This window comes from Kitasatospora sp. NPDC058243 (assembly GCF_042882025.1).
In the GTDB taxonomy this organism is placed as follows: domain Bacteria; phylum Actinomycetota; class Actinomycetes; order Streptomycetales; family Streptomycetaceae; genus Kitasatospora.
This window is the reverse complement of record NZ_JBHVWW010000060.1, coordinates 48,014-60,442: the sequence shown is the minus strand read 5'-3', so window position 1 is coordinate 60,442 and position 12,429 is coordinate 48,014. Positions and strand designations below refer to the sequence as shown.

Sequence of the window (12,429 nt, the reverse complement as noted above, 5' to 3'; positions counted from 1 at the left end):
GGCCAGGACGGTCGGCGTCTGCTCCACCCCGCCGGGCGGCCCGGACGGCGCACCCGGCAGGCCCATCAGCCCCGGCGCGGCGTCCGGCGACGCGAGCAGCGTCGGCGCCGGCTCGACGGCCGCGGGCGGCACTGGCGGCTGGGCCTGGGCGGCGGGCAGCGGGACCGGCGGGACCGGCGGCATGCCGTAGCCGCCCTCCGGCGGCATCAGCATGGTCGCGGCCTCGGCCCCGGCCGGCGCGGGCGCGTCGGGCAGGTCGGAGCCGGTGGTCCGCAGCCCCTCGGGCATCAGGACGGTGGCCGCCTCGGCCCCGACCGGCGGCACCGGCACGGGGGCCGGGGCCGGGGCCTGCGGCGGGACGGCGAAACCAGCAGGACCGGCAGAACCGGACGGCACGGCGAGCACGGGCGGCTCGACGGCGGGCGCGGCCGGCACGGCGGGCGCCGCAGCGACCGGCGCGGGCGGCGCGGCCACCGGAACAGCCGGAACCACCGGAGCAGCCGGAGCAGCCGGAGCCGGAGCCCCCTGGCCGCCCAGCCGCTCCGCCTCCGCCGCGATCGCCGCGGCCCCCGCCTCCTGCAGCCACTGCGGCGGGCTGAGCAGGAAGGATGTCGCCTCGACCGGCCCGGGCGCGGGCTTCGCCGCCCCCGCCGGGTTGGCTGCGACCGGCCGCCCGTACGCCTCCTCGTACTGCCGGACCACCTCGTTGACGGGCAGCGCGGGCCAGAGCGTGGTCGCGCCGGAGTCCCGGGCGATCACCAGTCGCGCCTCGCCGGCCGACCCGTCCCCCGCACCCGACGGCCCCGCCGTCCCGTCCCCGGGTGCCACCGCCCAGCAGACGAAGCCCAGGTCGAACTCCCGGACCCGTACCTCGCGCTGCTGCGGCTGCGGCACCCCGCCGTTGATCCACTCCTCGGCGAGCTCCTGCGCCTGCGCGTACGTCACCACGCCCGGTTCACCCCTGTCCCCATCCTCGTCGTCCCCGCTCGTTGCACCGCCGCGGCCACGTCAGTCCACCGGGACGGCCCGGGCGAACCCGCCGTCCACCATCAGCTCCGCGACCGTCTCCAGCTCCGGCGGGCTGCCGGCCAGCCGCAGCAGGAACGCGTCGAAGTCCTCGCCGCAGGGCAGCAGCAGCCGGGCGCAGCGGTCCTCCGGGGCCTCCGGCGCGCCGGTGTCGCGGGCGTCGTCGTACAGGTGGAACCAGACCGAGCCGGCCCGGTCGCCGCGCACCTTGAGCGCGACGATGCCGCCCTGCGCGTAGGCGACGCCCAAGTAGTCCTTGGTGAGGTGGTCGCGCAGGCACTTGTTGGCGTACACGACGTCCTGGGTGCCGTACTCCTCGCTGAGGGTGAGGAAGGGCTGGTCGAGCAGCATGCCGAGCTCGGTGTCCAGCGCCACCCCGACCGGGGCGCGGCCGCCGCCCAGCTTGAGGAAGGTGCGGTAGGCGCCGGGCAGCCGGTAGCCGAGGCGCTCCTCGGCGCGCTGCACCAGGTCCTCGGGGACGCCGATCGGGTCGCCGCCGTCCTTGGCCAGCGAGAAGTGCACGGGCCGGCGCTCCTGCAACGGGCGGGTGCCGCGGCGGGTGTGGTCGGCGGCGGAGGTGGCCAGGCCGGCGTGGTGCCGCAGCAGCGCCTTGACCTCCACCGGGACGAGCTCCATCCGCCGCCAGCCGGGGGCGGCCCGGCCGACCGCGTGGTGCCAGGTCCAGCCGGGCGGGGTGGCGACGGCGGTGTCCAGGTCGGCCCAGAGCGGGTGGCCCTGGGTGAACAGCGCGGCGTTGGCCGACACGTAGTCGGTCAACCGCAGCTCGTCCACGCCGAAGCCGTCCGGCGGGTCGGCGACCTCGGCCGCGGCGGCGGCGTACGAGCCGAAGTCCGGGTAGCCGTACTCGTCCACCCGGACCCCGGCGGGGTGTCGCTCCGCGCGGACCGGGTCCGGGAACTGCACCACCTGACCTGCGTACGCCGCGTTCGGTGCGGCGGCGACGCCGGGCCGACCTGTCGTCATCTGGGAGCCCCCACTGGCTGCTGCAAATTCTCGAAGCGCTTGCTGGACACCAGCGTAGGGGGTCGTCTCCGGGCCCGGGCCCCCGCCCGGGAGAAGAAGGGGAACCGTCAGGGCCGCTGCCCGAGCGCCCCGGCCAGCACCCCGGCGACCCTGGTCTGCTGCGCCTCGGTGAGGTGCGGGTGCAGCGGCAGGCTGAGCAGTTCGCGGGCGGCCCGTTCGGCGACCGGGAACGCCCCCGCGCGGTGGCCGAGGTGACGGAACGCGGGCTGGAGGTGGACCGGGACGGGGTAGTGCACCCCGGCGCCGATCCCGGCGGCGCGCAGCGCGGCGAGGACGGCGTCGCGGTCCCGGCCGGGGCCGATCCGCACCGCGTACAGGTGCCAGACGTGCTCGTTGCCGGGCGCGGTGCGCGGCAGGGTCAGGCCGTCGAGACCGCCGAGCAGGGCGTCGTAGCGGGCGGCGGCGGCCCGGCGGGCGGCGTTCCAGGCGGGCAGCCGGCGCAGCTTGGCCCGCAGCACGACGGCCTGCAGCGCGTCCATCCGGGAGTTGAAGCCGAACCGCTCGTGCCGGTACTTCTCGCGCGCGCCGTGGTCGCCGATCAGCCGGACGGCGGCGGCGAGTTCGTCGTCGTCGGTGAGCACCGCCCCGGCGTCGCCGTAGCCGCCGAGGTTCTTGCCCGGGTAGAAGCTGGTGGCCGCGATCCGCCCGTAGCCGGTGCGCCCGTGCTGCCGGGCGCCCTGGGACTGCGCCGCGTCCTCCACCACCGGCCGTCCGTCGGCCAGTTCCAGCAGCGGCCCCATCGGGGCGAGCTGGCCGTTCAGGTGGACGGGCAGCAGCGCGACCGCGCCGGGCAGCGCCCCGGCGGCCCGCTCGGGGTCGATCAGCAGGTGCGCCGGGTCGGCGTCGACCAGCACCGGGCGCAGCCCGGCCCGCTGCACGGCCTCGGCGGTGGCGACGAAGGTGTTGGCGGGCAGCACGACCCCGCCGCCGGGCGGCAGGTCGAGGGCGCGCAGGGCGAGTTCGAGGGCGTCGGTGCCGTTGCCGGCGCCCACGCAGTGCCGGGCGCCGGTGAAGTCGGCGTACTCCCGCTCGAAGCCGTCCACTTCGGGGCCCTTGACGTAGCCGCCGGAGGCGAGCACCCGGTCGAAGCCGGCCCGGACCTCGGCCGCGACCTCGGCGTGCGCGGCCGCCAGGTCGACCAACGGGATCGAGTCGGCCGGCGGGATCGGGCCGACCGGCGGGATGCCGGCGCTCACCGGGCGGCCGCCCGGTCCCCGGACCCCACCGGGACGGTGGCACCGCCGAGTTCGAGGCTGAGCGAGGCCGCCTCCAGCAGCTGGAGCACCCGCACCCCGGCCCGGCCGTCGGTGAGCGGGGCCCGGCGTTCGGTGATCGCGGCGGCGAACTCGGCCATCACGTTGCGCAGCGCCTCCTGCTCGACCAGCGCGGGCGCGACCATCTCGCCGACCCGGTAGGAGATCAGCGCCCGGTGCCGGATCGCGTCGGTCAGCTGGTCGGGCGGGGTGAGGTCGACGCCGCGGTCGTGCACGGCCAGCCGGGCCTGCGGGTTGAGGTCGTCCCAGACCAGGGTGCGCCGGGAGCCGCCGATCAGCGTGGTGCGGACCTTCGTCGGGGAGAGCCAGTTGACGTGGCAGTGGGCCAGCGCGCCGTTGCTCAGCCGGACCGTCAGGTACGCCACGCAGGCCCGGCCGGCGCCGATCGGGTCGGCGCCCTGGGCGGACACCCCGACCGGTTCGACGCCGGGCGGCAGCACGAAGTCGAGGATCGACAGGTCGTGCGGGGCGAGGTCCCACAGCACGTCCACGTCGGGCTGCACCAGGCCGAGGTTGATCCGCACCGAGTCGAAGAACTGGATGTCGCCGATCTCGCCGCCGTGCACCAGCTCGCGGATCCGGCGCACCACCGGGGTGTAGCAGAAGGTGTGGTCGCACATCAGCACCAGCCCGCTGCGCTCGGCCAGGTCGACCAGTTCGGCGGCCTCGGCGGCCGAGGTGGTGATCGGCTTCTCCACCAGCACGTGCTTGCCGGCCTCCAGCGCGGCCCGCACCAGCCGGTAGTGCGCGGCCGCGGGCGTGGCCACCGCGACCGCCCCGACCCGCTCGTCGTCGAGCACCCGCCGGTAGGAGCCGGTCGCCCGGACGGTGCTGTACTCCCCCAGCACGGCACGGGCCTTGGCCTCGTCCAGGTCGCACAGCCAGTGCAGCCGCAGCGCCGGGGTGTCCTGCGCGTTGCGGACCAGCTTCGGGCCCCAGTAGCCGGCCCCGACCACCGCGAGGCCCACCGGGCGTTCCGGTGCCGGCCGGGGCGGTTCGCCCGGCGTGGGCACGTGCCCACCGGGCGCCTGGTTGGCGGCCTGCGCGTCCCAGGCCCCCGACCGCTGCCGCGGCCCGTTCCGACCGGGCTGCTCCGACGTCATCCACGAGCCCCTTCGCTCCGCCGCCGGGGCGGGCGCGGGCCCACCCCGGCGGCCCCAACGTCCGGCGCGGGCACCGGGGGCGGCCCCGTCCGCGCGTCCGCGGACGGTCGACCGGATCCCCTTCGGCCTCGCTGCCGGAACGGTACCGGCCGTGCCCCCGGTCCGGAGGTGGTTTCGGGAAATCAGCGGACAAGTCGTGACGACGGTGTGCGGATCCGGCCCCGGTCCGGCGAGGATCGGGTGACGGCCCGGCCGGTCCCGCACGGTCGTTCGTCCGCCCCCGCACCCCGGTTGTGCGGATGTCGGTGTCGTTTGACAGGCTTGCCCCGGACCGTCCCACCGGTCCTTCCGTCAGCGGGAACAGAGGAGGAGGACGACGCATGACCACCGGTGAGCCCGCGGGCCCGCCCGTGCTGCGCCACCACCGCGACAGCCTGCTGCCCGCCGTCGCCGCCGCGCTGTCACTCAAGGGCGGCGAGGTGCACACCCTGGCCGGGGACAAGGACGCCCGACGGCCGGTCCTGCACCCGCTGGTCGGCGAGTTCCTGGACACGCTGCCCGTCGAGGCGCGCGAGCGGTTCACCGGCCGCTGCCCGGAGGCCGTCCTGCTCTCCCAGCACCTGGTCGCGGTCGACGGCCGGCGCTCCAAGCGCGCCGCCCGCAAGCCGATGACCCTGCACGAGGCCCGCAAGGCGCTCAAGGGCTCCCGGATGACGACCGTTCGCATCCGGGAGGAGGGCGACCCGGCGCACGGCACCCATGCCCCGCCGTGCCGTTCCTGCGCGCCGATGCTGGAGCACTTCACCGTGCAGAGCGTCGCCGTCGGGCCGCCCGCGCCCTGACCGCGCCCTCGTACGCCCCCTGTCCCCGAGCCCTGGAGTCCGCCCTGAACCCGCCCAGCCCGCCCCCGCCCCCGCCGGCCACCCTGTCCGCCGCCCCCGCCGGGCGGGCCCGCCCGCGCTTCCCCGCCGACGTCGCCGCCGAGCTCAAGGCGGCCGGCTGGCACCCCGGCCGCTGGCAGATACGGCAGGCCGAGGAGTGGGCCGACGCCCTGGTCGGGTACGGCGGGCCGTCCGGTCTGCGGCACGCGGTGTTCCCGGCGGCGGTGGAGGCCTGGGCCGAGTTCGGCGGCCTCGCCTTCGACCTGGCCGGCCCGGGCCGCCAGCTGGCCCGCACCCCGTTCCTGATCGACCCGCTGTGCGGGCTGCACCAGCCGCGCACCCTGCTCGACCTCGGCCGCGCCCTGGGCAGCCAGCTCGCCCCGCTCGGCGAGGAGGCGTACGGGCAGGCGCTGCTGGCCGTCGACGAGGAGGGCCGGGTCTACAGCTTGGACCACACCGGCGAGTGGTTCCTCGGGCACGGCATCGACCAGGCCGTCACCACCCTGGTCCTGGGCACCGCCCCGGAGCGGCTGCGCACCGCCGACGGTTCCTGACGGCGGTCCGGCGGGCCCTGGGTCAGGCGGCCGACGCGCGCTCGGCCGGACAGGGCCTGACCGGCCGGGCCTGGCGGCGCGTCACCGCAGCCGTTCGGCCCGGACCGCCAGCCGGGACGGCAGCACCGCCTCGACCCGGAACCCGCCGTCCGCCTCCGGCCCGGAGGAGAAGGTGCCGCCCAGCGCGATCACCCGCTCCCGCATCCCGACCAGCCCGTTGCCGCCGCTGGGCAGCTTCGCCGCGCCCCCGCCGCCGCCCGGGCAGGCGTTCACCACGCTCACCCGCACCCCGTTGGGCGCGTACGCGAGCAGGACGGACACCTGTGCGCCGCCCGCGTGCTTGTGCGCATTGGTCAGGCCCTCCTGGACGACCCGGTAGGCGGTCTGCTCGGCCTCGCCGGTGAACTCCTGCCGGCTGCCGCTGACGGTCAGCGTCACCGCCATGCCGGCCGCCCGGGACTGGTCGACCAGCCGGGGCAGCCCGGCCAGCGAGTCGGGCTCCGGCTGGCGCTCGTCGTCCATCCGCAGCACGCCGAGGATCTCCCGCAGCTCGTTCAGCGCCTGCCGTCCGACCTCGCCCATCAGCTTGGCGCTCTGCGCGGCCTTCTCCGGGTCCTTGGCGACGATCCGCTCCAGCGCCCCGGCGTGCACCACCATCAGGGACACCCGGTGCGCCACCACGTCGTGCATCTCCCGGGCGATCCGGGTGCGCTCCTCCAGCCGGGCCCGGCGGGCGCGCTCCTGGGCCTGCTCGGCCAGCAGGTCCAGTTCGGTCTCCAGGCCGTGCGCGCGGTCCTTGAGCGAGTCGATCAGCCGCCGCCGCGCGCCCACGTACAGTCCGGTGACCACCGGCGGGACGGTCAGGCCGACGGAGACCAGCACCGCGATCAGCACCTGGCCCCAGAGCGGCGGCTGCTCCACCGCCGTGTCGCCGGGCGTCAGCATCGACACCATCATCACGGCGACGGTCTCGGCGAAGGCCAGTGCGGACAGCGCCACCACCCGCCAGCGCCGGGTGGGCCACTCCCAGGTCGCCGCCAGCGTGTACAGCGACACCACCAGCAGCAGGACGCCGAGCATCCCCGGCATCGCCACCAGGGTCACCAGCACCGGTACGGCAGGCCAGCGGCGGCGCAGCACCAGCGAACCGCCCGCCACCACGCCGAGCAGCGAGATGCCGGCCATCCCGGCGGCGTCCAGGTGCACCCGGCCGGAGAGGAAGGCGATCGTGCTGAGCGCGCACTCCAGCGCGGCGAGCACCGCCAGCCCGATGTCCAGGAAGGCGCTGCGCGGCCGCTCCCACCACCAGAACGGCCGGACCGGCGCGCGCTCCCCAGGCGACTTGCTCATGGCTGACACCCTAAGCGGCAACCCCCTCCCCTCCCCACCGGGATTGCCCCCGACACCTCGCCGGACCCTCAAGTGGTCCAGACCACATGCGGCCTGCGGCGTCACTGTCCGCCATCCGGCCACCTCGCGGACAGCGACCGCCCCGACACCTATGCTGGTCGCGTCGGACAGCGCGGTCCGCACGCGTCACACCCGCCACACGCGGGCGGACCTGTGACGATGAGCCGTTGCCGAACCCCACCACCACAGGGAGCCAGCCGTGACCGCTCCGGTCCCCACCCCGGCGGACAGCCCCACTGTCCACGCCACCGGCCCAGTTGCCGACAACGCGGCCCTGCGGGCGGACATCCGCCGCCTCGGCGACCTGCTCGGCGAGACGCTCGTCCGGCAGGAAGGCCCCCAGCTGCTGGGCCTGGTCGAACAGGTCCGCCTGCTCAGCCGCACCGACGGCGAGGCCACCGCCGAACTCCTCTCCGACATCGACCTGGACACCGCCGCCAAGCTGGTCCGGGCCTTCTCCACCTACTTCCACCTCGCCAACGTCACCGAACAGGTGCACCGCGGCCGCGAGTTCGCCACCCGCCGCGCCCGGGAGGGCTCGCTGCTCGCCCAGACCGCCGACCAGCTCGCCGAGGCCGACCCCAAGCACCTCGAGAACACGCTGGCCCACCTCGCGGTCCGCCCGGTCTTCACCGCCCACCCCACCGAGGCCGCCCGCCGCAGCGTCCTCAACAAGCTGCGCCGCATCGGCGAACTCCTCGACCGCATCCACCGCGAGGAGATCGCCGCCGGCCTCTCCCAGGCCGACCCGGCCCGCACCAGCAGCGCCCGCCGCCAGGCCGACCGCCGCCTCGCCGAGGTCATCGACCTGCTCTGGCAGACCGACGAGCTGCGCATCGCCCGCCCCGAGCCCACCGACGAGGCCCGCAACGCCGTCTACTACCTGGACGAGCTCTACCGCGACGCCGTCCCCCAGGTCCTGGAGGAACTGCACGAGGAGCTCGGCCGGGTCGGCCTGACCCTGCCCGACGGCGTCCGCCCGCTCACCTTCGGCACCTGGATCGGCGGCGACCGCGACGGCAACCCCAACGTGACCCCGCAGGTCACCTGGGACGTCCTCAACCTCCAGCACGAGTACGGCATCAAGGACGCCCTGGCCGCCGTCGACGACCTGCGCAGCACCCTCTCCACCTCCGAGCGGCTGGCCGGCGCCTCGGTCGAACTGCTCGCCTCGCTCAACACCGACCTGCACCAGCTCCCCGAGCTCAGCCCCCGCTACAAGCGGATGAACGCCGAGGAGCCCTACCGCCTCAAGGCCACCTGCGTCCGGCTCAAGCTGGAGAACACCCGCGAGCGGCTCGCCCAGGGCACCCCGCACGTCGAGGGCCGCGACTACCTCGGCACCCGCGAGCTGATCACCGACCTGCGGCTCATCCAGGACTCCCTGCGCGCCCACCGCGGCGAGCTGATCGCCGACGGCCGCCTCGCCCGCGCCATCCGCACCATCGAGGCCTTCGGCCTCCAGCTCGCCACCATGGACGTCCGCGAGCACGCCGAGGCCCACCACCACGCCCTCGGCCAGCTCTTCGACCGCCTCGGCGAGGAGGCCTGGCGCTACGCCGACATGCCCCGCGAGTACCGGCAGAAGCTGCTCGCCAAGGAGCTCCGCTCGCGCCGCCCGCTCGCCCCCACCCCGGCCCCGCTGGACGCCGCCGGCACCAAGACCCTCGGCGTCTTCAACACCATCCGCGAGGGCTTCGAGCGCTTCGGCGACGAGATCGTCGAGAGCTACATCATCTCCATGTGCCAGGGCGCCGACGACGTCTTCGCCGCCACCGTCCTGGCCCGCGAGGCCGGCCTGATCGACCTGCACGGCGGCATCGCCAAGATCGGCATCGTGCCGCTGCTGGAGACCACCGAGGAACTCCAGAAGGCCGACCTCATCCTCGACGAGATGCTGTCCGACCCCTCCTACCGGCTGCTCGTCTCGCTGCGCGGCGACGTCCAGGAGGTCATGCTCGGCTACTCCGACTCCTCCAAGTTCGGCGGCATCACCACCTCCCAGTGGGAGATCCACCGCGCCCAGCGCCGGCTGCGCGACGTCGCCCACCGCTACGGCATCCGGCTGCGCCTGTTCCACGGCCGCGGCGGCACCGTCGGCCGCGGCGGCGGCCCCTCCCACGAGGCCATCCTGGCCCAGCCCTGGGGCACCCTGGAGGGCGAGATCAAGGTCACCGAGCAGGGCGAGGTCATCTCCGACAAGTACCTGCTCCCCTCCCTCGCCCGGGAGAACCTGGAGCTGACCATCTCCGCCACCCTCTCCGCCTCCGCGCTGCACACCGCCCCGCGCCAGGCCCCCGAGGAACTGGCCCGCTGGGACGCTGCGATGGACCAGGTCTCCGCGGCCGCCCACACCGCCTACCGCGCCCTGGTCGAGCAGGACGACCTGCCGAAGTACTTCTTCGCCGCCACCCCGGTCGACCAGCTCGCCTCGCTGCACCTGGGCTCCCGCCCGTCCCGCCGCCCCGACTCCGGCGCCGGCCTCGACGGCCTGCGGGCCATCCCGTGGGTCTTCGGCTGGACCCAGTCCCGCCAGATCGTCCCCGGCTGGTACGGCGTCGGCTCCGGCCTCGCCGCCGCCCGCGCGGCCGGCCTCGGCGGCGTGCTCGACGAGATGCACGGCCAGTGGCACTTCTTCCGCAACTTCCTGTCCAACGTCGCCATGACGCTGGCCAAGACCGACCTGCGGATCGCCCGCCACTACGTCGAGCAGCTGGTGCCCGCCGAACTGCACCACGTCTTCGACCAGATCGTCGCCGAGCACGACCTCACCCTGCGCGAGGTGCTCCGGCTCACCGGCGAGGGCGCACTGCTGGAGCACAACCCGGTGCTCAAGCAGACCTTCACCGTCCGCGACGCCTACCTCGACCCGATCTCCTACCTCCAGGTCGCGCTGCTGCGCCGCCAGCGCGAGGAGGTCGCCACCGGCCGCCACGAGGACCCGCTGCGGGCCCGCGCGCTGTTGCTGACCGTCAACGGCATCGCCGCCGGCCTGCGCAACACCGGCTGACGCCACCGCGCGTACGGGACGGGGCCGCCGTCCGCCCTCCGGGGTGGGCGGCGGCCCCGTCCCGTACCGGAAGGGCCCGGGGCACGCGAAAGGGCCGGCGCCCTTGGGCACCGGCCCGGTGTCGTGTCACCGCGCGGACGGCCAGGTCCTGTCCGGCAAGACCGGCCGGACAGGGCCTACTCGCCCGGCTCGCCCGCGCGCCGGCGCTTCAGCCACAGCGCGGCGCCGCCGGCCGCGACCACCAGGCCGCCGCCGACCGCCAGCAGCCCGGCGTCCGTGCCCATCGAGTCACCGAGCAGCGGCCCGAACTGCGCCGCCGCGGGCTCCGGGGAGCCCCCCGGATCCGGCTCGGCCACCGCGTCCGCGTGCGCCACCGCGCCGCCCGAGAGCAGCACCCCGGCCGCCCCCAGCGCACCGGCCGTGCCGACCCGCCGTCCGAACTGCTTCAGTCGGACCACCCGGAGCCGCCGCAATCGGCGGACCGGACGAAAACCCCGCATCGAGAACTCCCCAGGACTCGTTCGCGTACCAGGCCGACGCTATCCGATCCCGCACAGGCTTCTCACACGGATTCAGGTTTGGACCGGCAAGCGTTGTACGACTGTTGCGTAACACCACTCCCGGACTTGATGGAGCGTCAGGAGTTGTAGGTGCCCTGCGCCCGCTCCAGTCCCTCGGACAGCAGCGCCTCCACCGCGTCCGCCGAGCGGTCCACGAACCACTCCAGTTCCTTGCGCTCGGCGCCGGAGAAGTCCTTCAGCACGAAGTCCGCGACCTCCATCCGGCCCGGCGGCCGACCGATCCCGCACCGCACCCGGTAGTAGTCCGGCCCCAGCGACTTGGTGATCGACTTCAGCCCGTTGTGGCCGTTGTCCCCGCCGCCCAGTTTGAGGCGCAGCGCCGCGTAGTCGATGTCCAGCTCGTCGTGGACGGCGACCAGCGCCGAGGCCGGCGCCTTGTAGAAGTCCCGCAGCGCCGTCACCGGCCCGCCGGAGAGGTTCATGAACGACATCGGCTTGGCCAGCACCACCCGGCGGCCGGACAGCCGCCCTTCGGCCACCTGCGCCCGGCTCTTGTGCGCCTTGAACTTCGCGCCCATCCGCTGCGCCAGCAGGTCCACCACCATGAACCCGATGTTGTGCCGGTTCCGGGCGTACTGCTCGCCCGGGTTGCCCAGCCCCACCACCAGCCAGGGGCCCTCGTACTCGTCCGCCATGCCCTCTCTCCTCCTGTGCGCGCTCTACGTCATCTTCCCGGACACACCGCTGCCCCGGCCGCTCCGAGGGGAGCGACCGGGGCAGCGGTCACAGCTGGTGGGGCGAGGCTCAGGCCTCGGTGCCCTCGGCCTCGGCGGCCTCGTCCTCGGCCGGGGCGGCCTGGGCGCCGATGACCTGCAGCACGACGGCGTCGGCGTCGACGGCCAGGGTGACGCCGGCCGGCAGGACGATGTCCTTGGCGAGGACGGAGGCACCGGACTCCAGGCCCTCGACCGAGACGGTGACCGACTCGGGCAGGTGGGTGGCCTCGGCCTCGATCGGCAGCGCGTTGAGGACGTGCTCCAGCAGGTTGCCGCCGGGGGCCAGCTCGCCCTCGGTCAGGACCGGGATCTCGACGGTGACCTTCTCGCCGCGCTTGACCAGCAGCAGGTCGACGTGCTCGATGGTGCGCTTGATGGCCTCGCGCTGGACGGCCTTGGGCAGCACGTACTCGTCCTTGCCCTCGATCGGCACGACCAGCAGGGCGTTCGGGGTCTTGAGCGCCATCATCAGGTCGTGGCTCGGCAGGTTCAGGTGAACCGGGGCGTGGCCGTGGCCGTAGACGACACCGGGGACGAAGCCGGCGCGGCGGGCGCGACGGGCGGCACCCTTGCCGAACTCGGAACGGGTCTCAGCGGCGATGCGGATCTCGGACACGACTGCACTCCTCGGGAAGACTGGCGCGGGGGTGCAGGCAACGCGAAAAACCGCCGGGACCACACCCTCAGTACGTTCGGGGGTCACTCGGCGGTAACGGCCTCTGCCGGCGGACGGGAATCCGGTACCGGCAGCGCGTCGATCACGGAGCGGGCACCCGGCAAGCAGGCACACGGCATCCCTCGCCGAGCAGTTTCACGAGTCTAACCGCATG

The 12,429-nt window shown here is 74.9% G+C and carries 10 protein-coding genes and 1 pseudogene; 3 read left to right on the top strand and 8 right to left on the bottom strand.

Features of this window, described 5'->3' with window-relative positions:
• From ACFVX9_RS30285 to ACFVX9_RS30270, 4 genes and pseudogenes are all read right to left on the bottom strand, one after another.
• Window positions 1-948 (bottom strand): annotated as a pseudogene (locus tag ACFVX9_RS30285) (hypothetical protein); the annotation flags it as partial.
• Window positions 949-1,008: 60 nt separating this feature from the next.
• Window positions 1,009-2,010: an SMI1/KNR4 family protein gene (locus ACFVX9_RS30280; protein WP_063348042.1), complete on the bottom strand. Its 1,002-nt coding sequence runs from the start codon at window positions 2,008-2,010 to the stop codon at window positions 1,009-1,011.
• A gap of 107 nt (window positions 2,011-2,117) precedes the next feature.
• A complete protein-coding gene (locus ACFVX9_RS30275) occupies window positions 2,118-3,266 on the bottom strand; it encodes a DegT/DnrJ/EryC1/StrS family aminotransferase (RefSeq protein WP_380487901.1) in 1,149 nt (382 codons plus the stop codon).
• Window positions 3,263-4,447: a Gfo/Idh/MocA family protein gene (locus tag ACFVX9_RS30270; RefSeq protein ID WP_380346270.1), complete on the bottom strand. Its 1,185-nt coding sequence runs from the start codon at window positions 4,445-4,447 to the stop codon at window positions 3,263-3,265. Before ACFVX9_RS30270 ends, ACFVX9_RS30275 begins: the two co-directional genes overlap by 4 nt.
• A 380-nt stretch (window positions 4,448-4,827) precedes the next feature.
• On the opposite strand from ACFVX9_RS30270, the gene ACFVX9_RS30265 reads away from it, so the two are divergent.
• The gene (locus ACFVX9_RS30265) at window positions 4,828-5,289 is read left to right on the top strand and encodes a YwqJ-related putative deaminase (RefSeq protein ID WP_063348043.1); all 462 of its coding nucleotides are present in this window, start codon (window positions 4,828-4,830) and stop codon (window positions 5,287-5,289) included.
• Between the two features lie 83 nt (window positions 5,290-5,372).
• Window positions 5,373-5,882, top strand: coding sequence for an SUKH-3 domain-containing protein (locus tag ACFVX9_RS30260; RefSeq protein WP_380380559.1), 510 nt, complete (start codon window positions 5,373-5,375; stop codon window positions 5,880-5,882).
• An 81-nt stretch (window positions 5,883-5,963) separates the two neighbouring features.
• On the opposite strand, the gene ACFVX9_RS30255 is transcribed toward ACFVX9_RS30260, so the two are convergent.
• On the bottom strand, window positions 5,964-7,232 hold the full coding sequence (locus ACFVX9_RS30255) for a sensor histidine kinase (RefSeq protein ID WP_063348044.1): 1,269 nt from the start codon (window positions 7,230-7,232) through the stop codon (window positions 5,964-5,966).
• Window positions 7,233-7,491: 259 nt separating this feature from the next.
• On the opposite strand from ACFVX9_RS30255, the gene ppc reads away from it, so the two are divergent.
• The gene (gene ppc / locus ACFVX9_RS30250; protein ID WP_079135660.1) at window positions 7,492-10,302 is read left to right on the top strand and encodes a phosphoenolpyruvate carboxylase; all 2,811 of its coding nucleotides are present in this window, start codon (window positions 7,492-7,494) and stop codon (window positions 10,300-10,302) included.
• A gap of 176 nt (window positions 10,303-10,478) precedes the next feature.
• Here ppc and ACFVX9_RS30245 read toward each other — a convergent pair whose 3' ends face one another.
• From ACFVX9_RS30245 to ACFVX9_RS30235, 3 genes are all read right to left on the bottom strand, one after another.
• The gene (locus tag ACFVX9_RS30245) at window positions 10,479-10,760 is read right to left on the bottom strand and encodes a hypothetical protein (RefSeq protein WP_380381093.1); all 282 of its coding nucleotides are present in this window, start codon (window positions 10,758-10,760) and stop codon (window positions 10,479-10,481) included.
• A 179-nt stretch (window positions 10,761-10,939) separates the two neighbouring features.
• Window positions 10,940-11,518 carry an aminoacyl-tRNA hydrolase gene (pth, locus tag ACFVX9_RS30240; RefSeq protein ID WP_063348046.1) on the bottom strand — a complete coding sequence of 193 codons (579 nt, stop codon included), beginning with the start codon at window positions 11,516-11,518 and terminating at the stop codon, window positions 10,940-10,942.
• 109 nt (window positions 11,519-11,627) lie between these two features.
• Entirely contained in the window at window positions 11,628-12,215 is a 588-nt protein-coding gene (locus tag ACFVX9_RS30235) for a 50S ribosomal protein L25/general stress protein Ctc (protein ID WP_063348047.1), read from the bottom strand.
• Window positions 12,216-12,429: the final 214 nt, after the last annotated feature.

What these genes read in the sequence shown, in the direction of transcription:
- ACFVX9_RS30280 (WP_063348042.1), bottom strand. Translation starts at nt 2,010, where the DNA reads ATGACGACAGGTCGGCCCGGCGTCGCCGCCGCACCGAACGCGGCGTAC.
- ACFVX9_RS30270 (WP_380346270.1), bottom strand. Translation starts at nt 4,447, where the DNA reads ATGACGTCGGAGCAGCCCGGTCGGAACGGGCCGCGGCAGCGGTCGGGG.
- ACFVX9_RS30265 (WP_063348043.1), top strand. Translation starts at nt 4,828, where the DNA reads ATGACCACCGGTGAGCCCGCGGGCCCGCCCGTGCTGCGCCACCACCGC.
- ACFVX9_RS30255 (WP_063348044.1), bottom strand. Translation starts at nt 7,232, where the DNA reads ATGAGCAAGTCGCCTGGGGAGCGCGCGCCGGTCCGGCCGTTCTGGTGG.
- pth (WP_063348046.1), bottom strand. Translation starts at nt 11,518, where the DNA reads ATGGCGGACGAGTACGAGGGCCCCTGGCTGGTGGTGGGGCTGGGCAAC.